The following is a 19631-nucleotide window of genomic DNA, read 5'->3' on the forward strand; positions in this document are numbered from 1 at the left end:
GTCGCGGGGGGGTATGAATATATGGACGATTCTGAATTGGCTCAGTTTTTTTTCGGGCCCTGCAGCTGTAATTGTTCGGGGGTATCAGGCAAGCGTTCGACTACCGCGAGCTTCTCCGGCAGCTGGCGCTCGCGCCAGGCGCGGAAGGCGTTGAGCTCGTCATCGAGGACTTTCATCAACCAGGCCAGCACGGCAATGTCGTCGAGCATGCCAAATACCGGGATGAAATCCGGGATGGCATCGACCGGGCTCAGGAAATACATCAGGCCGGCCACCACCGAGACCAATGCTTTCGGGCTGATGGCCCGGTATTCGCCACGCCAGTAGGCCAGGCAGAGTGCCTGCAACAGCCGCAGATCGTCTTTGAGCTTGCCCAGACGATTACCCTGGCTGGCACTTTTGCTGGCAACCGCAAACAGCAAGGTAGGCAAACGGCCACGGGCGAGCAGGCGCCCGGCCAGTGGCAGGAAACGGGCGAAATTCCAGGGCATTTTCATCTTTTCCTCCCGCTGAAATGTTATCCACACAAATTGTGGATAACCTTGTGAACAGAGCTGCATTTCATCGCTGAAAGCCCCGTTTCATAAGGGCCTGACTCAGATCGGGCGTTTTTTACTCACATAAAAAAACCCAAGATTTCATTGACTTGGCGCTCCAGCCCGTCTACCTCAGGCGCCCTCAATGGCTATGACTCCAGCGTACCCGCATCTGTTCGGTTTGTTTACCTTCGCTTAACGCAGATACAACAACGCCCCGCATAAGCGAGGCGTTGTTTTCAGAGCAGACGCGTATTACTGGGCAGCGTCTTGTTTCGCTGGATCCTTGATCCCCAGCAGCTCCAGGTCGAATACCAGCACCGAGTTGGCTGGAATCGCAGGGCTTGGGCTTTGGGCGCCGTAAGCCAGTTCGCTAGGGATGTACAGTTTGTACTTCTCGCCAACGTGCATCAGTTGCAGACCTTCGACCCAACCCGGAATCACACCGCTGACCGGCAGATCGATCGGGCTGCCGCGCTCGACGGAACTGTCGAAAACGGTGCCGTTGGTCAGCTTACCGGTGTAGTGAACAGTCACTACGTCGGTCGGCTTAGGCTGAGCACCGTCGGCCTTCTTGACCACTTCGTATTGCAGGCCGGAAGCCGTGGTGGTGACACCCGCTTTCTTGCCGTTTTCTTCGAGGAATTTCTTGCCGGCGGCTGCCGCCTCTTCGCTCATCTTGGTCAGACGCTCTTCAGCACGCTTTTGCAGTGCAGCGAAGGCTTCGACCAACTCTTCATCTTTCAGCTTCTGTTCTTTCTTGCCGACGGCATCTTCGATGCCCTGGGCTACCGCTTTGGAATCCAGATCATCCATGCCTTCCTGAGCCAGGCTTTTGCCCATGTTCAGGCCGATACCGTAGGAAGCTTTTTGCGCCGGGGTTTTCAGCTCTACGCTGGTCTGCGAATCACAACCCGCAAGTACCAGGCCAACCAGGGCCACCGCCGCCGCCAACCGATGCTGTTTCATGCTATTTCCTTGTTCATGCGCCTAAAGGGCAATCGAGTAAAGCCGCGAGCTTATCAGGCCGCCACGACCAATGGCTACCGGCATGAGAGCAGGAAACGTCTGATAAGTTCAGGGGTTTAAACGCATTTCGGCTATAGAAGGATGAAGCTTCTGTCATTTGGCTCTTATAGACTCAAGGGCCGGTTCCCACAGCCTCTGGCGTAATGGCCTCTTGCCGCACTTCGCCAGCTGAGGCATAAGAGAGCTACAAATTGACAAGGATGTTTATCGTGCGCCTCATATTCCGTTTGCTGATTCTGATCGCAGTACTGCTGGGGCTAGGCCTCGCCGTAGTGCTGTATTACGTCGCCAACCCGAAATTGCCGGTTTGGTCACCGGCGCAACAGGTGAATTACCTGGAGCAATGGAGCGCCGCCGACCGCCAGGCTTACTACTTCACACCTCAAGGTACCCAGGTCAAAGGCTTGCGTTATGACTGGTTCAACGCCCTGGAATTGCCCTTCTCGCAAAAACGATTCGCCGCTCCCGAATACCTCGCACGCTTTGGTTTTCTGATCGACCCGAGCCAGAAAGCCACGCCGAGCAACCCTGGTAACCTGCCCGTCGGTTTTGCCCGTCATCAAAACCCCGGCAGCCAGGACGAGTTTCTGGACATCACCTGCGCCGCCTGCCACACCGGCGAATTACGCTTCAATGGCCAAGCCGTACGCATCGACGGCGGCTCGGCCCAGCATGTATTGCCATCCAGCGTTCCGACCCTGCGAGGCGGCAGCTTCGGCCAGGCACTGGTGGCCAGCCTCGCCTCGACTTACTACAACCCCTGGAAATTCGAACGTTTCGCCCGCAACGTTCTGGGTCAGGACTACGACGCACGGCATCAACAACTACGCCGGGATTTTAAAGTCTCACTCGATACCTTCTTGAAAGTGGCCTGGAACGATACCCATCGCGGCCTCTACCCCACCGAAGAAGGCCCCGGCCGCACCGATGCCTTCGGGCGAATTGCCAACGCCAGCTTCGGCGACGCGATTTCACCCGCCAACTACCGCGTGGCCAACGCTCCGGTGGACTACCCGCAACTGTGGGACATGTGGACCTTCGACTGGGTGCAGTGGAACGGGTCGGCGCAGCAACCGATGGCCCGTAATATCGGTGAAGCCTTGGGTGTGGGCGCCACGCTGAATTTCTTCGACAGCAGCGGGCAGCCGCTCAAGGGCGACGACCGCTACCCGTCCAGCGTCCGGGTGCGCGATCTGCACCAGATCGAAGAAACCCTGCAACGACTCAAACCGCCTGCCTGGCCGGAAGCCCTGTTGGGCAATATCGACAAGCCCCTGGCCGCAAAAGGCAGCGTTCTATTCGCTGAAAACTGCGCCGGGTGCCACGTACCCCGCGTCACCCAAAGCGAAGGCAGGCCGGTGCAACATCTGAAATTGCTGCCCGTGGAGGTGATCGGTACAGATCCCGGCGCGGCCAACAATATTGCCGACCATCGCTTCGATCTCACTGCCTTGCAGTGGGATCCGGCAGAACTGGCGCAACTGGACGTAAAACTGCACCCCAAACCCACAGAACCCTTGGATATGAGCCAGTTGTCAGTGGCCAAGGGGCTAGCCTATGTCACTGCTTTCGTGAGCAACCAGGCCTACCGCGCAGCCAATGTGACACCCGCGGAACGTCCGAATCTGGACGGATTCGGCCTGCCGATCGGCGTTCAAGAGTTGCGTAGCTACAAAGCCCGACCACTGGCGGGCGTCTGGGCCACGCCGCCGTTTCTGCATAACGGTTCGGTGCCGAGCATCTATCAACTGCTTTCGCCCCAGGCTGAACGTCCGATCACCTTCTACAAAGGCACCTTCGAATACGATCCCAAACACCTGGGCTATCGTACCGAAGCCTTTCCCAACGGATTCGAGTTCGACACGCGCATCACCGGCAATCACAACAGCGGCCACGAATTCCGCGCTGGCGAGCGCGGCAATGGCGTGATTGGTCGCCTGCTGCAACCGGAGGAACGCTGGGCGCTGCTGGAGTACTTGAAAGTGTTAGGCGGCCCTTTGGAGTCGCAATTGGCCACCCAGCTCACTCAAAAGGATTGACCCATGCTGATCACTCTCTGGTTGCGCCTGGGCGCCTTCCTCGGCAAAACCCTGCTGTGGTTGCTGGGTCTGGGCCTGCTCGGTTGGGCGCTGATCATGGCCTGGTCCGCCTGGCAGCATCGCGGCCCGGTATCGGCTGAAGAACTGATTCCGGACGGCGAAGCGGCAATGACCCAGGACATCATCCAGACGGCCGTGCGTATCGTCGATCAACACCGTGAAAGTACTCGCTACCTGCGCGATGCCCATGCCAAGGCCCATGGCTGCGTAAAGGCCGAGGTTCAGGTGCTGCCGGATCTGGCGACGGCGTTACGCCAAGGCGTTTTCAGCGAGCCCGGCAAAACCTGGCAAGCGACGATACGGCTGTCCAATGGCAATGCGTATCCGCAGTTCGACAGCATCCGCGATGCTCGGGGCATGGCGATCAAACTGTTCAATGTGCCTGGTAAACAGTTGCTGAGTGACCGACAAGGGCGCAACGAACAGGATTTCGTGATGTTCAACCATCCGAACTTCTTTGTCAGCGATGTCGCGGAGTATCGTCAGAATGTGGCCGCTCAGGCTAATGGCAAAAAGGCGATGGCGTTCTTCCCGGGCTGGGACCCGCGCACCTGGCAGGTTCGCCATCTGTTTATTGCGCTGGCGACGCTCTCCCCTGCCCCGGCAAGCCCGACGCAGACCACTTACTTTTCGGTTTCGCCGTACAAGTTCGGTGAGGCCAACGCCAAATTCCGGGTGATGCCGGATCCTGATAGCTGCCCGGTCTACGCCCTGCCCACGCAAAATCAGAACCTGCCGAACTTCCTGCGTAGCGCGTTGAACCAGCAGTTATCGACTGACCGGGTGCCGGCGTGTTTCGTCTTGCAGATCCAGCGTCAGGATGCGGGCAAGTACATGCCGATCGAAGACACCAGTATCGAGTGGAGCGAAAGCGACGCACCCTTCGAAACCGTAGCCAGGATCAAACTGCCTGCCCAGGATTTCGACACCCCAGCGCTGAACCTGCAATGCGACAACCAATCGTTCAACCCATGGTTCGGCCTTGAAGCCCATAGGCCGATTGGCGGGATCAACCGGTTGCGCAAAGCGGTATACGAGGCCGTCAGCGACTACCGGCACAGTCGCAACGCCGAACAATAAGCAAGGTAGAAACGAAAAAAGCGACCCGAGCAGGTCGCTTTTTCAGTGGAAGGCCAGCACAAAGCCAAATCCCAGACAGCAAAAAGCCCGCATTAAGCGGGCTTTCTGTGGTGATCTGGCGTTCAGCATTCCAGATACCGAATATGGCGCAGCGGACGGGACTCGAACCCGCGACCCCCGGCGTGACAGGCCGGTATTCTAACCGACTGAACTACCGCTGCGCGTAGCGTTGAAAGTAAGTGGTGGGTGATGACGGGATCGAACCGCCGACATTCTGCTTGTAAGGCAGACGCTCTCCCAGCTGAGCTAATCACCCTTTACCTTCGTTGCGGGGCGCATTGTGCCACAGATTTTCATAAAGTGTTGATTTAATTGATAAAAAATCAAAAAAATTTGAAAACCGTTAAAACGACACACCCTGCAGGAACTTCAGACAGAAAAAAACCCGCGTTAGCGGGCTTTTCCGTGGTGACCTGGCGTTCAGCGTTCCAGGTTACCGAATATGGCGCAGCGGACGGGACTCGAACCCGCGACCCCCGGCGTGACAGGCCGGTATTCTAACCGACTGAACTACCGCTGCGCGTAACACTAAAGCGAATGGTGGGTGATGACGGGATCGAACCGCCGACATTCTGCTTGTAAGGCAGACGCTCTCCCAGCTGAGCTAATCACCCTTCACTTTCGGTGTGGCGCGCATTCTACGGAGCGCCCCAACCTCTGGCAAGCACTTTTTTAATTAATTTTCTCAGGCCTTCCAAAGGCTTAGAGAAGGGTTGGCCTATGGCACACGGAGGACAATAATGCCCCCCTTTGTATGAAGGAGAGACTCACCTCATGTGGTTCAAAAACCTGCTTATCTATCGCCTGACCCAAGATCTGCCTTTTGATGCCGAGGCGTTGGAAACTGCACTGGCCACCAAACTGGCGCGTCCATGTGCAAGCCAGGAGTTGACCACCTACGGTTTCGTTGCGCCATTCGGCAAGGGCGAAGACGCGCCGCTGGTGCACATCAGCGGCGACTTCCTGCTGATCGCCGCCCGTAAGGAAGAACGCATTCTGCCGGGCAGTGTCGTGCGTGACGCTGTGAAGGAAAAGGTCGAAGAGATCGAAGCCGAGCAAATGCGCAAGGTCTACAAAAAGGAACGCGATCAGATCAAGGATGAAATCATCCAGGCCTTCCTGCCCCGCGCCTTTATCCGCCGCTCGTCAACCTTCGCCGCCATCGCGCCGAAACAGGGCCTGATCCTGGTTAACTCGGCCAGCCCGAAACGTGCCGAAGACCTGCTGTCCACTCTGCGCGAAGTGATCGGCTCGCTGCCAGTACGTCCGCTGACGGTGAAGATGTCGCCGACCGCCACCATGACCGAGTGGGTCACCACGCAGAAAGCCGCGAATGATTTCTTCGTGCTGGACGAGTGCGAACTGCGCGATACCCACGAAGACGGCGGCATCGTGCGCTGCAAGCGTCAGGACCTGACCAGCGAAGAAATCCAGCTGCACCTGAGCACCGGCAAAGTGGTCACTCAACTGTCGCTGGCCTGGCAGGACAAACTGTCGTTCGTGCTCGACGACAAAATGGTGGTCAAGCGCCTGAAGTTCGAAGACCTGCTGCAAGATCAGGCGGAACAGGACGGTGGCGACGAAGCCCTGGGCCAACTGGACGCCAGCTTCACCCTGATGATGCTGACCTTCGGCGACTTCCTGCCGTCGATGGTTGAAGCGCTGGGTGGTGAAGAGACACCGCAAGGTATCTAAAGGCAAATGATTGCCCCTGTGGGAGCGAGCCTGCTCGCGATAGCGGAGTTTCAGTCAACATCATTGTTGAATGTCAGCCCCTCATCGCGAGCTGGCTCGCTCCCACATTAGTTTTGTGGTGCTACTTGATAACAAGGATCAGGCCATGCGCGCACTGGCTGCATTGAGTCGTTTTGTCGGCAACACCTTCGCTTACTGGGTACTGATTTTCGCCGTCGTGGCGTTTCTGCAACCGACCTGGTTCATCGGCTTGAAAGGCGCCATCGTGCCGCTGCTGGGACTGGTGATGTTCGGCATGGGCCTGACCCTCAAGCTCGAAGACTTCGCCGAAGTCGCTCGCCATCCGTGGCGCGTGGCACTGGGCGTGGTCGCCCATTTCGTGATCATGCCCGGTGTGGCGTGGTTGCTCTGCCAGGTTTTCCACCTGCCGCCGGAAATCGCCGTCGGTGTGATTCTGGTCGGCTGCTGCCCGAGCGGCACTTCGTCAAATGTGATGACCTGGCTGGCGCGTGGCGATCTGGCGTTGTCGGTGGCCATCGCCGCCGTCACCACCCTCCTCGCTCCACTGCTGACACCAGCCCTGATCTGGCTACTGGCCTCGGCCTGGTTGCCGGTGTCGTTCATGGAGCTGTTCTGGTCGATCCTGCAAGTCGTGCTGCTGCCAATCGTGCTCGGCGTGGTTGCCCAGCGCGTACTCGGTGATCGGGTGCGTCACGCGGTAGACGTGTTGCCACTGGTGTCGGTGGTGAGCATCGTGATCATCGTCACTGCCGTGGTGGCCGCCAGCCAGGCGAAGATTGCCGAGTCCGGCCTGCTGATCATGGCCGTGGTGATGTTGCACAACAGCTTCGGCTACTTGCTGGGTTACTTCACCGGGCGCCTGTTCAACCTGCCGCTGGCCCAGCGCAAATCCCTGGCACTGGAAGTCGGCATGCAGAACTCCGGTCTGGGTGCGGCCCTGGCCAGTGCGCACTTCTCGCCCCTGGCGGCGGTGCCAAGCGCGTTGTTCAGCGTCTGGCACAACATTTCCGGAGCGCTGCTCTCGACGTATTTCCGTCGCATGAGCGAGAAAGAAGATCGGCAAACCGCTGCTCAGCAGGCGGCGGACTAAGCCGGAAACTTGATCCTCGGATTAATGATGGGCACTCTATTACCCAACGCGGGGACGACCTCGCGGCTCGTTCGAGTCATTAGTCCGGGGACGACCCCATCCATCGATGAGGTCTGTGATGTCCTGGATCATTCTGTTTTTCGCCGGCCTGTTCGAAGTCGGCTGGGCCGTAGGCCTGAAATACACCGACGGTTTCAGACGCCCTCTTCCTACTGCACTGACCATTGCCGCCATGGCGATCAGCCTTGGCCTGCTGGGCCTTGCCATGAAGGAATTGCCGCTGGGCACAGCCTATGCGGTCTGGACTGGCGTGGGTGCGGTGGGCACCGTGATCGCCGGGATCATTTTGTTTGGCGAATCCATGGCGCTGTTTCGGCTGGCCAGTGTGGCGTTGATCATTGCCGGGTTGGTTGGGCTCAAGGTTAGCGCTTAGGCCTCTACCGCTTTCGCGAGCAAGCCCGCTTGTGTCTTGCGCAGGAATTAGACTGGGGGTGAGAGCGGGCTTGCTCGCGAAGAGGCCCGCAAAGTCACCGACTACCTGACGGTCCCACGCAAATCCCCCACCAACGCCTGCAATGTCGCCGGCTCAGCCACTTCAACGGCCACCGCCGGCCCCGCCACCAGGGTCACCCGCGACCACAGCCTGCGAAACACGCCCTTGTCCGGATCACGGCTGAAGAAACTCCCCCACAACCCCTGCAACGCCAGCGGAATCACCGGCACCGGCGTTTCTTCAAGAATCCGCGTCAGCCCGCCCTTGAATTCATTGATCTCGCCATCGGTGGTCAACTTGCCCTCAGGGAAAATGCACACCAACTCGCCGTCCTTCAGGTATTGGGCGATGCGGGTGAAGGCTTTTTCGTAAATCTGAATGTCTTCCTGACGCCCTGCGATCGGAATCGTCCCGGCCGTGCGGAAGATGAAGTTCAGGACCGGCAGGTTGTAGATCTTGTAATACATCACAAAGCGAATCGGCCGACGCACTGCGCCGCCAATCAGCAAGGCATCGACGAACGACACATGGTTGCAAACCAGCAATGCCGCGCCTTCATCGGGAATCAGTTCCAGGTTGCGATGCTCGACACGGTACATGGAATGGCCGAGCAGCCAGATCATGAAGCGCATGCTGAACTCAGGGACGATTTTGAAGATATAAGCGTTAACACCGATGTTCAGCAGCGACACCACCAGAAACAGCTGCGGGATCGACAGCTTGGCGATGCTCAGCAAAACGATCGACACAATCGCCGACACCACCATGAACAGGGCGTTAAGAATGTTGTTCGCAGCGATCACCCGCGCACGCTCATTCTCGACGGTGCGCGACTGGATCAGCGCATACAGCGGCACGATGTAGAAACCGCCGAAGACACCAAGCCCGAGGATGTCGATCAACACCAGCCAGGCGTGACCGAACCCAAGGACTTCGATCCAGCCATGGCCGGCAACGCTGTCCGGAATTCCGCCTGAGTGCCACCACAGTAGCAGGCCAAACACCGTCAGACCGAATGAGCCAAACGGCACCAGACCGATCTCGACTTTGCGCCCGGAGAGCTTCTCGCAGAGCATCGACCCCAGTGCGATACCGACTGAGAACACCGTAAGAATCAGCGTTACCACAGTCTCGTCGCCGTGCATCCATTCCTTGGCATACGCCGGAATCTGCGTCAGATAAATCGCCCCGACAAACCAGAACCATGAGTTGCCGACGATCGAACGCGATACCGCAGGGGTTTGCCCAAGGCCCAGCTTCAAGGTGGCCCAGGACTGGCTGAAAATGTTCCAGTTCAAACGCATTTCCGGCGATGCCGCCGCGGCCCGAGGAATGTTGAGGCTGGCCAGGTAACCGAGCACCGCGATCCCGATGATTGCCGTGGACACGACCGGCGCGTAGTTGCTGGTGGACATCATGATCCCGGCACCAATCGTCCCGGCGAGAATCGCCAGGAAGGTGCCCATTTCCACCAGACCGTTGCCGCCCACCAGCTCCTCTTCGCGCAAAGCCTGCGGCAGGATCGAGTACTTCACCGGCCCGAACAGCGCCGAGTGGGTGCCCATGGCAAACAGCGCCACCAGCATCAGTGACAGGTGATCGAACATGAAACCGACCGCGCCCACCGCCATGATGACGATTTCCCCGAGCTTGATCAGACGGATCAGCGCGTCCTTGGCGAACTTTTCCCCGAATTGCCCGGCCAGGGCCGAGAACAGGAAGAACGGCAGGATAAACAGCAACGCACACAAGTTGACCCAGATCGAACGGTCACCCTCGATAGTCAGCCGGTACAAAATGGCGAGGATCAGGGACTGCTTGAAGATGTTGTCGTTGAAGGCCCCGAGGGACTGCGTGACAAAAAACGGCAGAAAGCGCCGAGTGCGGAGCAAGGTGAACTGTGAGGGGTGACTCATCTTCCATGTGTCCCTGATGTTGGGTAGCTGATGTTAGGTAGAGAGTGGCGTGGATACTGTTTTTGGAATGTCGAACGTCGATCCAGGCCACAGATTACCTAATCTTCGCCGGTTATTTCTTTAATCCTGCAATGCACGGCGAAACGAACAACTCGCCCCGCCACGCGCCTTGCACCGTACGGTTGGCGACAATCAGCCACAACAACGCCAGCAACGCGACCAACACGCAACCAAAGGCACTGAAAAACATCAGGTTCAAGGTGCCGGCGAGTTTCAGCGTAGCCAGGGAATAGACACCCAGCGGGAAAGTGAAGCCCCACCAGCCGAGGTTGAACGGGATACCGGCGCGCAAATAACGCACGGTGATCAACAACGCCACTAGCATCCACCAGAGCCCGAAGCCCCACAGCGTGATGCCGGCCACCAAGCCAAGCCCTGCGGCAATCTCGCCGATACCCGGCAGACCATTGGCGGCAAAGATCGCTGGCGCGTCGGCTCCCAACAGCAACATCCCCAGCGCACCGGTGCCAATCGGCCCAAGGGCCAGCCAGCTCGAAGCAGCCATATTCTCATGGGGCAATTTATGCAACGCCATGCGCAACAACAGGATAGTCAGAATGCTGAACGCCACCGGTAGGGAAAACGCCCAGAGCACGTAGCTGGTCACCAACACCACCAGTTGTGAATGAGCATCGGCCAGGTGTGGCGCCAGCAAGCCGCCGCAGACAGCCGCCACTTCCGCCGCCACCACTGGCAACAGCCAGACGGCGGTCATCTGGTCGATGCTGTGCTCCTGGCGGGTGAACATCATGTAGGGAATCAACACGCCGCAGGCCAGTGACATGGCCACGTCCAGCCACCACAGCATTTCGGCGAGATGAATCACACCGTCGCCCCAGCGCGGCAAACCGAACAGCAGAAAGCCATTGATGATGGTCGCAAGGCCCATGGGAATGGTGCCGAAAAACATCGAAACCGTGGAGTGCCCAAAAATCCGCCGCGCCTCGTCGAAGAACATGACCCAACGGGCGGCATACATGGCCGTGAACACAACAAACAGAACAATATTGAACAGCCACAGGCCTTCGGCAAAGGCATGCAGACCGGGATTGGACACCGGCAATTGCGCAAGCGCGAGCGCCAATACCCCCGTGCCCATGGTCGCCGCGAACCAGTTGGGGGTGAATTGGCGGATGGCCTCTCGTGGGTGCTGCAAATGACTGAGCGGTTTGATACCGGGTTTAATGCTATGGGTGCAGGTCATGGTGAACTCCTGTCCTCTCGTGAGGTGGAGCTCATGGTAGATCCGAATCGAATATCGATATAACGGGTAATATCTCTAACAGTTATCTGTTTTACAGATATTGAATCAGACGCTACCTTCAGTCTCTATCACCAATATCCGTGCCACGCCCAGTGGATGAGCCACATGCTCGGTGCCCACCGACGCATAAAAAATATCCCCAACCTCTAGTAGGGTTTCCTGCTCGAGGCCTTCTTCGCGATAACGCATCTGCACTTGGCCATCGAGCACCACGAACACTTCCTGGCCATCGTTGATGTGCCATTTGTAAGGCTGATCGGTCCAGTGCAAACGGGTGGTGATGCCGTTCATGTTAGCGATGTCCAGCGCCGCCCAGGCGCGGTCAGCGGTGAAGGATTTGCTGCGGATGATCTTCATGGGTCGGTCCGTCGAAATGAATGGCGGTGCCAAGGCTAACGGTCATCGAACATCGACGCCACAGACTTCGACAGACCGCTCACGCATCAACCCGACCAGCGCACCGAGCGACAAGATGATCAGCACCGCCCCATAACCATCGGTGGTGGCCACGAGCCCAAAGGTCCGCGTCAGACTGCCGGCCAGCAACGACGGCAAACAGAACGCCAGGTAACTGAGCACATAAAACGCGGACATCAAACCCGCACGCTCATGAGGCAAGGCCAGCGGCACAATGCTTCGCAGGGCACCCAGGAAGCCCGCGCCAAACCCGCCGCCCGCCACCAGGGTGCCGAAGAAAAACAACGGCAGGCTGGCGCTGTGCACCGCCAGCAGAATCAGCGCTACGCCTGCCGGCAGCAGGCTAGCGCCCAACAGCAAGACTTTGTCGGCCGACCGATTGCGCAAGGTGTAGATCGTCAAGGCGCCGGTCACCGTCAGTACGGCCACCGTCGCCCCGCCAATCAGATTCGAGGTGGACCCGGTGGCGGTCCGCACCAGAGACGGCGCCAAAGAGGCGAAAAAACCGCCGAGCGCCCACACTGCTAGATCTATCGGCAGCACCCGCCACAACATACGCCGCGCTTGAATCGGCACATGCAGCGTCGGGCGCAGCGAGGCCCAGACACCCGATTGCCGTGTGACGCTTTCCGGCAGGCGCCAGACGTACAGTGCTTGCATCACAAACAGCGCGAACAGCACCCAATACGTCAATTGCAGCGGCAGCGGAGCAAACTCGGCCAACACGCCGCAGCCCATGGCACCCAGCGCCATGCCCAGCAACGGCGCCACACTGTTGACCATTGGCCCCTGCTGACGGTCGGTGTCCAGCAGCGCCGCACTCAAGACGGCGGTGGCCATGCCCGTGGCAAAACCCTGCAGGACCCGCGCACTGATCAGCCAAGCGACGCTGTCGGCGTTGATAAACAGCAACATCGCCAGCATGTTCAGCAATACGGCAGTAAAAATCACCGGTTTGCGCCCCAGATAATCCGAAAGCGAACCGACCGTGAGCAACGCCGCCAGCAAGCTGAGGGCGTAAACGCCGAAAATCAGGGTCAAGGTCGCTGCCGAGAACTGCAGGTGTTCTTGATACAAGTGATACAACGGCGTTGGCGCGGTGGAAGCGGCGAGAAAACTGAGTAAGGTGATCGCCAGAAACCACAGGCTGGAACGGTTTGATGTTAAACGGGACATAAGCACACTCCGCAAAAGCTAACTTTTTGCTTTTGCGGAGTGTGCTACTGGTAAACGCTTAAAGCAAATTCTTTGTGTTAAGGTCCGCCGTATGGCTATTAAAGAAGGTTTACGTCCTGGTGGCCGCAGCGCCAGGGTGCAAGAGTCGATTCATTCGGCAGTCCGCGCGCTCCTCGAAGAGCAGGATCGCGCGAGCGTGACCGTGCCGCAAATCGCTGCCCGGGCCGGTGTGACGCCGTCGACCATTTACCGGCGCTGGGGTGATCTGTCGGTGCTGCTGGCCGACGTCGCCCTCGCCCGCATGCGCCCCGACAGTGAACCGGCCAATACCGGCAGCCTGCGCGGTGACGTGCGGGCGTGGGCGGAGCAGTATCTGGACGAAATGAGTTCCGAGCCCGGACGCAACATGATGCGCGACGTGCAATCCAGCGCTACGCCGGGCTATTGCGTGACGATCATTGGCGGGCAGTTGCAGACGATTCTGGATCGCTATCCTGATCAGCCGAAGCCAAATGTCGATCAACTGATCAATATGGTGGTGGCGCCGACGGTGTTTCGCATCCTGTTTGCGGCGCAGGCGCTGGAGGTTGAAGAGCTGCATCGGTTGATCGATATTGCGTTGAGTCAGTAACCGCCATCGCGAGCAGGCTCCCACAGGCCGCACAGACACCAAAGATCTGGCAGTCTCCCAACCTGCGACACCCAGCCACGCCACGACCTTGGTCGACACTGACTAACTCATGCGGTCATGCGAGACTGTCCTGACCGGGCGGAGCCCCGGATGTCTTTTGCCTGGAGTTCCCATGTCGCTGTCCATCGGGCTGATCGCCACCGTCGCCCTGGCCTATATGGCCATCCTGTTCGCTATCGCCTTTTACGGTGACCGGCGCAGCGCGCCGTTGCCGCCACGGGTGCGTGCCTGGGTGTACAGCTTGTCGCTGGCCGTTTATTGCACCAGTTGGACATTCTTTGGCGCCGTGGGCCAGGCGGCCGAACAACTCTGGTCATTCCTGCCGATCTACCTCGGGCCGATCCTGCTGCTGGTGTGCGCGCCGTGGGTTCTGCAAAAAATGGTGATGATCAGCAAGCAGGAAAACATCACCTCCATCGCCGACTTCATCGCCGCCCGCTACGGTAAATCCCAATCGCTGGCGGTGGTGGTGGCGCTGATCTGTCTGGTCGGTGTATTGCCCTATATCGCCTTGCAACTCAAAGGCATTGTGCTCGGCGTGAACCTGCTGATCGGCGCCGGAGCCGATGCCATGGGCACGCGCGCGCAGGACACGGCGCTGATCGTGTCGCTGGTGCTGGCGCTGTTCACCATCGTTTTCGGTACCCGCAACCTCGATGCCACGGAACACCACCGCGGCATGGTAATGGCGATTGCCTTTGAATCGCTGGTCAAGCTGTTCGCTTTTCTCGCGGTCGGCGCGTTCGTGACCTATGGCCTGTACGACGGTTTCGACGACCTGTTCGACCAGGCCATGCTCGCCCCGCGCCTCGAAGCGTACTGGAAAGAAACCATCAACTGGCCGTCCATGGTGGTGCAAACCGGCGTGGCGATGATGGCGATCATCTGCCTGCCCCGCCAGTTCCATGTGACGGTGGTGGAAAACATCGATCCTCAGGATCTGCGATTGGCCAAGTGGGTGTTCCCGGCCTATCTGGCACTGGCGGCGTTGTTTGTCGTGCCAATCGCGCTGGCCGGTCAGATGATGCTGCCCAGTTCGGTGCTGCCGGACTCATTCGTCATCAGCCTGCCGCTGGCCGAATCTCACCCCGCCTTGGCGATGCTGGCGTTTATCGGTGGCGCTTCGGCGGCGACCGGCATGGTGATCGTGGCCAGCGTGGCGTTGTCGACCATGCTTTCCAACGACCTGCTGCTGCCGTGGTTGCTGCGGCGTAACAACGCCGAGCGGCCGTTCGAAGTGTTCCGCCAATGGATGCTGTCGGTGCGCCGGGTGAGCATCGTGGTCATTCTGCTGCTGGCCTACGTCAGTTATCGACTGCTGGGCTCCACCGCAAGTCTGGCAACCATCGGCCAGATCGCCTTCGCCGCCGTGACCCAACTGGCCCCGGCCATGCTCGGCGCGCTGTACTGGAAACAGGCTAACCGTCGTGGGGTGTTCGCGGGGCTGGCCGCTGGGACGTTCCTCTGGTTCTACACCCTGGTGTTGCCGATCGCCGCCAAGAGTCTCGGCTTGTCCCTGAGCAGTTTTCCGGGGCTGGCATGGCTGCAAGGCAACCCGTTGAACCTGCCGATCACGCCGCTGACTCAAGGCGTGGTGCTGTCCCTGGCGGGCAACTTCACCTTGTTCGCCTGGGTCTCGCTACTGTCACGCACGCGGGTTTCGGAGCACTGGCAGGCCGGCCGCTTCATCGGCCAGGAAATCAGTGCCCGCCCGAGCGCCCGCTCGATGCTGGCGGTACAGATCAACGACTTGCTGCAACTGGCCGCCCGTTTTGTCGGCGAAGAGCGGGCTCGTCAGAGCTTCATCCGTTTCGCCTACCGTCAGGGCAAAGGCTTCAACCCGAACCAGAACGCGGACGGTGAATGGATCGCCCATACCGAACGCTTGCTGGCCGGCGTACTCGGCGCATCTTCGACCCGGGCGGTGGTAAAAGCCGCCATCGAAGGTCGGGAAATGCAACTCGAGGATGTCGTGCGGATCGCCGACGAAACTTCAGAAGTGCTGCAGTTCAACCGCGCCCTACTGCAAGGTGCCATCGAGAACATCACCCAAGGCATCAGCGTGGTCGACCAGTCGTTGAAACTGGTGGCCTGGAACCGGCGTTATCTTGAACTCTTCAATTACCCCGACGGTTTGATCAGCGTGGGCCGGCCGATTGCCGACATTATTCGCTACAACGCCGAGCGCGGTCTGTGCGGCCCCGGCGAAGCTGAAGTGCACGTCGCCCGGCGCTTGCACTGGATGCGTCAGGGCCGAGCCCATACCTCCGAGCGGTTGTTCCCCAATGGTCGAGTGATCGAGCTGATCGGTAACCCGATGCCCGGTGGCGGTTTCGTCATGAGCTTCACCGACATCACCGCGTTCCGCGAGGCCGAGCAGGCGCTGACCGAAGCGAACGAAGGCCTCGAGCAACGGGTCACCGAACGGACCCACGAGCTGTCGCAACTCAACGTTGCCCTGACCGAAGCCAAAGGCATCGCCGAATCGGCCAACCAATCCAAAACCCGTTTCCTGGCCGCCGTCAGCCATGACTTGATGCAACCGCTGAACGCTGCGCGACTGTTCTCTGCCGCCCTCTCCCACCAGGAGGAAAACTTATCCGGTGAAGCCCGGAAACTGGTTCATCACCTGGACAGTTCTCTGCGCTCGGCCGAGGACCTGATCAGCGACCTGCTGGACATTTCCCGCCTGGAAAACGGCAAGATCAACCCTGATCGCAAGCCCTTCGAGCTCAATGATTTATTCCATACGCTAGGCGCCGAATTCAAGGCACTGGCGCAGGAACAGGGGCTGAAATTTCGCGTCAGGGGCAGCGCGCTGCGGGTCGACAGTGACATCAAACTGCTTCGGCGGATTTTGCAGAACTTCCTGACCAATGCCTTCCGCTACGCCAAAGGCCCGGTGCTGCTCGGCGTTCGGCGGCGCAATAGCGAGCTGTGTCTGGAGGTTTGGGACCGTGGACCGGGCATTGCGGAAGACAAACTGCAGGTGATTTTCGAAGAGTTCAAACGCCTCGATAGCCACCAGACCCGGGCCGAGAAAGGTCTGGGCCTGGGCCTGGCGATTGCCGATGGGCTGTGTCGCGTGCTGGGTCACACCTTGCGCGTGCGTTCCTGGCCGGGTCGCGGCAGCGTGTTCAGTGTCAGCGTGCCGCTGGCTCGGGCACAAACCGCGACGCCGGCCAAGGTGGCCGAACTCAATGGCCACTTGCTCAGCGGCGCGCAGGTGCTGTGTATCGATAACGAAGACAGCATCCTGATCGGCATGAACAGCTTGCTCACCCGCTGGGGTTGCCAGGTCTGGACCGCGCGCAACCGTGAGGAATGCGCGACGCTGCTTGGCGACGGGATGCGTCCGCAATTGGCACTGGTTGATTACCACTTGGACGATGGCGAGACCGGGACCGAGTTGATGGCTTGGTTACGCACGCAACTGGGCGAGCCGGTGCCGGGGGTGGTGATCAGTGCCGATGGTCGGCCGGAGACAGTGGCGCAGGTGCATGCCGCGGGCCTGGATTACCTGGCCAAACCGGTGAAACCGGCGGCGTTGCGGGCGTTGTTGAGTCGGCATTTGCCGTTGTAGGGTGATGATTGAGGTCTGTGTTGTCTTCGAAAAGATCGCAGCCTTCGGCAGCTCCTACAGGATCGAGTTTCCACGCGGTCAATGTAGGAGCTGCCGAAGGCTGCGATCTTTTGCTCTTTATTCGGGCAGTTCGGCCAAGCCATCGACATCTGTCATCGCCCGCTCCAGCAGGTCCGCCGGCAAGCTCTTGCTGGCCCGCGCCCCAAGCAACTTGAGCTGCTCGCTGCGACTGACCAGGTTGCCGCGGCCTTCCGTCAGCTTATTGCGTGCAGAACTGTAGGCTTTATCCAGTTGCTGCAGGCGATTGCCGACTTCATCCAGATCCTGAATAAACAACACGAACTTGTCGTATAGCCAACCGGCGCGCTCGGCGATTTCCCGGGCGTTCTGGCTCTGGCGCTCCTGCTTCCACAGGCTGTCGATGACCCGCAAAGTGGCCAGCAACGTGGTCGGACTGACGATCACGATATTGCGGTCGAATGCCTCCTGAAACAGCGTCGGCTCAGCTTGCAACGCTGCAGAAAACGCCGCTTCGATCGGGACGAAAAGCAGAACGAAATCCAGGCTGTGCAAGCCGTCGAGCCGCTTGTAGTCCTTGCCGGCCAAGCCTTTGACGTGACTGCGCAGGGACAGCACATGCTGCTTGATGGCAATCTGGCCGATGGCATCGTCCTCGGCCGCCACATACTGCTGATAAGCCGTGAGGCTGACCTTGGAATCGACCACGACCTGCTTGTCGCCGGGCAGATAAATAATCACATCCGGCTGGAAACGCTCACCGTCCGGCCCCTTGAGATTGACCTGAGTCTGGTACTCGCGCCCCTTCTCCAGGCCCGCATGCTCAAGCACCCGCTCGAGAATCAGTTCGCCCCAGTTGCCTTGGGTTTTCTGTCCTTTCAAGGCTCGCGTCAGGTTGGTGGCTTCGTCGCTCAGGCGCAGGTTCAGTTGTTGCAGCCGCTCCAGTTCCTTGGCCAGGGAGAAACGCTCGCGGGCTTCAGCCTGATAGCTTTCCTCAACGCGCTTTTCGAACGACTGGATACGTTCCTTCAACGGATCGAGCAACTGCCCCAAGCGCTGCTGACTGGTTTCGGCAAAACGCTGCTCACGCTCGTCGAAGATCTTGCCCGCCAGCTCGGCGAATTGCGCGCGCAGTTCGTCTCGCGAGCCTTGAAGGTCGTTGAGGCGCTGCTGATGGCTTTCCTGCTGCTCGCGCAGCTCGGCGTTAAGGGAGGCAGCCTGAGCGTCGAGACGACGCAGCTCAGCCTCTTTGCCGGCACGTTCGATGTTCCAGGCGTGGGCCGCGTCGCGAGCGTCGTCGCGTTCGATCTGGAGCAGTTCGACTTCACGGCGCACGGCGGCCAAGTCGGCCTGTTTGGAGGCGTTGGCCTGGCTCAGGTCAGCGATTTCATCACGGCAGGTGTCAAGCTGAGCATTCAAGCCATTCTGTGTCAGCTGGGCAATGGCAAGGCGCTCTTCCAGTAGCGCCAGCTCGGCCTGCCCCGCACTCGCCCGACGCTGAAGTTGCCAGGCCAGTACCAGTAACGGCAGCCCAGCGCCCGCCAGACCCAGCAATACGCTGGTCAAGTCCATCGCCATAGCCACTCCTGCCCATTCGATAAAGCGTGAAGGTTAACCAAGGCGTCAGGTCTTGGACAGCTCAGTCTTCGCTCAGGCCGAGTTCCTGTTGCGCGCGTCGGTCGCCCGCACGGGCGGCCTGACGCAATAGCTCCTGACCGATGCGGCGATCCCGGGCGTTACCGCATTCGCGGCACATCAGCTGGCCGAGACGGCTTTGCGCAGCCACCACGCCTTCACGGGCAGGCTGCTTGAGCAAGCGTCCGGCGAAATGTTTGACGTTGGAGTTTTCGCCCAGGCGCGGGCTGTCGAGTAACCACTCAGCCACGCGCATCGAAAAGCGCTTGGGTGGGGTAACACTGAGGGTTGTTGAGGTAGCAGTGACTGATACTGAGCGAAACTTCATAAAGCACTGTGGGGCAGATCGGAGGCGCGCCACTCTACTCTTTTTTTCGTACAGGTAAAGTCGAAAAAAGCCTGCACGCCCGTCCTAGAGCAAGCGCTTGGGACAATCCACAGAAGCTGTGGATAACTCAGTGGACAACCGCCTTTGAACTCGCGCAAAGCCGTGTGGTGTGGGGCTCGCAGTCAAACTGACGATTTTTTCACCAGTAAAAAAAAGCGATGTTTTTCATTGACTTAAATTTTCATTACAGGCACCCACTCCCATTGAGGCGAGGATGACAGTGGGATGACAGTTCCCGCAACTTATGTGCACAAGTACCTGCAAGGCGGTTATATCGATGCGCTTTTTCGGCGCGTTTTCAGGTAAGGTCTGGGGACAAAACCAGGGCAACCCGCGCTACAGATTGATCCTGGCTCGATCGTCCTCTCGGATCAACGGTC

General features: G+C 59.2%; 15 protein-coding genes and 4 tRNA genes. 7 read left to right on the forward strand and 12 right to left on the reverse strand.

Annotated elements, in window-relative coordinates:
• Positions 1 to 41: 41 nt before the first annotated feature.
• Positions 42 to 497, reverse strand: coding sequence for a YkvA family protein (locus MMG91_RS09005; RefSeq protein WP_305505436.1), 456 nt, complete (start codon positions 495 to 497; stop codon positions 42 to 44).
• A 294-nt stretch (positions 498 to 791) separates the two neighbouring features.
• On the reverse strand, positions 792 to 1505 hold the full coding sequence (locus tag MMG91_RS09010) for an FKBP-type peptidyl-prolyl cis-trans isomerase (RefSeq protein ID WP_305448853.1): 714 nt from the start codon (positions 1503 to 1505) through the stop codon (positions 792 to 794).
• Positions 1506 to 1774: 269 nt separating this feature from the next.
• On the opposite strand from MMG91_RS09010, the gene MMG91_RS09015 reads away from it, so the two are divergent.
• Together MMG91_RS09015 and MMG91_RS09020 are read left to right on the forward strand one after the other, a co-directional pair.
• Complete coding sequence (locus MMG91_RS09015) at positions 1775 to 3604, forward strand: di-heme-cytochrome C peroxidase (protein ID WP_310659373.1); 1830 nt, start codon at positions 1775 to 1777, stop codon at positions 3602 to 3604.
• Between the two features lie 3 nt (positions 3605 to 3607).
• On the forward strand, positions 3608 to 4744 hold the full coding sequence (locus tag MMG91_RS09020) for a catalase family protein (protein ID WP_310659374.1): 1137 nt from the start codon (positions 3608 to 3610) through the stop codon (positions 4742 to 4744).
• A gap of 144 nt (positions 4745 to 4888) precedes the next feature.
• Here MMG91_RS09020 and MMG91_RS09025 read toward each other — a convergent pair.
• The 4 genes from MMG91_RS09025 to MMG91_RS09040 all read right to left on the reverse strand — a co-directional run bounded on the left by MMG91_RS09025 (position 4889) and on the right by MMG91_RS09040 (position 5418).
• Positions 4889 to 4965 (reverse strand) — tRNA-Asp (locus tag MMG91_RS09025).
• A gap of 19 nt (positions 4966 to 4984) precedes the next feature.
• A tRNA-Val gene (locus MMG91_RS09030) sits at positions 4985 to 5060 on the reverse strand.
• Positions 5061 to 5247: 187 nt separating this feature from the next.
• Positions 5248 to 5324, reverse strand: a tRNA-Asp gene (locus tag MMG91_RS09035).
• An 18-nt stretch (positions 5325 to 5342) separates the two neighbouring features.
• A tRNA-Val gene (locus MMG91_RS09040) sits at positions 5343 to 5418 on the reverse strand.
• A 160-nt stretch (positions 5419 to 5578) separates the two neighbouring features.
• On the opposite strand from MMG91_RS09040, the gene rdgC reads away from it, so the two are divergent.
• From rdgC to sugE, 3 genes are all read left to right on the forward strand, one after another.
• Positions 5579 to 6499, forward strand: coding sequence for a recombination-associated protein RdgC (gene rdgC, locus MMG91_RS09045; RefSeq protein WP_052967943.1), 921 nt, complete (start codon positions 5579 to 5581; stop codon positions 6497 to 6499).
• 145 nt (positions 6500 to 6644) lie between these two features.
• Positions 6645 to 7610 (forward strand): bile acid:sodium symporter family protein, encoded by a 966-nt coding sequence (locus tag MMG91_RS09050; RefSeq protein ID WP_310659375.1) that lies wholly within the window; start codon positions 6645 to 6647, stop codon positions 7608 to 7610.
• Positions 7611 to 7728: 118 nt separating this feature from the next.
• Positions 7729 to 8043, forward strand: a complete 315-nt coding sequence (gene sugE / locus MMG91_RS09055; RefSeq protein WP_310659376.1) for a quaternary ammonium compound efflux SMR transporter SugE — start codon at positions 7729 to 7731, stop codon at positions 8041 to 8043.
• Positions 8044 to 8144: 101 nt separating this feature from the next.
• On the opposite strand, the gene MMG91_RS09060 is transcribed toward sugE, so the two are convergent.
• From MMG91_RS09060 to MMG91_RS09075, 4 genes are all read right to left on the reverse strand, one after another.
• Positions 8145 to 10019 carry an MFS transporter gene (locus tag MMG91_RS09060; protein WP_310659377.1) on the reverse strand — a complete coding sequence of 625 codons (1875 nt, stop codon included), beginning with the start codon at positions 10017 to 10019 and terminating at the stop codon, positions 8145 to 8147.
• A gap of 112 nt (positions 10020 to 10131) precedes the next feature.
• On the reverse strand, positions 10132 to 11283 hold the full coding sequence (locus MMG91_RS09065; RefSeq protein ID WP_310659378.1) for a TDT family transporter: 1152 nt from the start codon (positions 11281 to 11283) through the stop codon (positions 10132 to 10134).
• Between the two features lie 105 nt (positions 11284 to 11388).
• Positions 11389 to 11700, reverse strand: a complete 312-nt coding sequence (locus MMG91_RS09070; protein ID WP_310659379.1) for a cupin — start codon at positions 11698 to 11700, stop codon at positions 11389 to 11391.
• A 42-nt stretch (positions 11701 to 11742) separates the two neighbouring features.
• Positions 11743 to 12936, reverse strand: coding sequence for an MFS transporter (locus MMG91_RS09075; protein ID WP_310659380.1), 1194 nt, complete (start codon positions 12934 to 12936; stop codon positions 11743 to 11745).
• A 91-nt stretch (positions 12937 to 13027) separates the two neighbouring features.
• Here MMG91_RS09075 and MMG91_RS09080 point away from each other — a divergent pair, with 91 nt between their 5' ends.
• Positions 13028 to 13567 carry a TetR/AcrR family transcriptional regulator gene (locus MMG91_RS09080; RefSeq protein WP_305448845.1) on the forward strand — a complete coding sequence of 180 codons (540 nt, stop codon included), beginning with the start codon at positions 13028 to 13030 and terminating at the stop codon, positions 13565 to 13567.
• Between the two features lie 172 nt (positions 13568 to 13739).
• Positions 13740 to 17210, forward strand: coding sequence for a PAS domain-containing hybrid sensor histidine kinase/response regulator (locus tag MMG91_RS09085; RefSeq protein ID WP_310659381.1), 3471 nt, complete (start codon positions 13740 to 13742; stop codon positions 17208 to 17210).
• Between the two features lie 117 nt (positions 17211 to 17327).
• Here the strand turns inward: MMG91_RS09085 and rmuC are convergent, their stop codons facing one another.
• Both rmuC and MMG91_RS09095 read right to left on the reverse strand, forming a co-directional pair.
• The gene (gene rmuC, locus MMG91_RS09090) at positions 17328 to 18806 is read right to left on the reverse strand and encodes a DNA recombination protein RmuC (protein WP_310659382.1); all 1479 of its coding nucleotides are present in this window, start codon (positions 18804 to 18806) and stop codon (positions 17328 to 17330) included.
• A gap of 61 nt (positions 18807 to 18867) precedes the next feature.
• Entirely contained in the window at positions 18868 to 19191 is a 324-nt protein-coding gene (locus tag MMG91_RS09095) for a sel1 repeat family protein (protein WP_310659383.1), read from the reverse strand.
• Positions 19192 to 19631 lie beyond the last annotated feature (440 nt).

It is taken from the genome of Pseudomonas sp. JL3, assembly GCF_031570575.1.
GTDB lineage: Bacteria > Pseudomonadota > Gammaproteobacteria > Pseudomonadales > Pseudomonadaceae > Aquipseudomonas > Aquipseudomonas cucumis.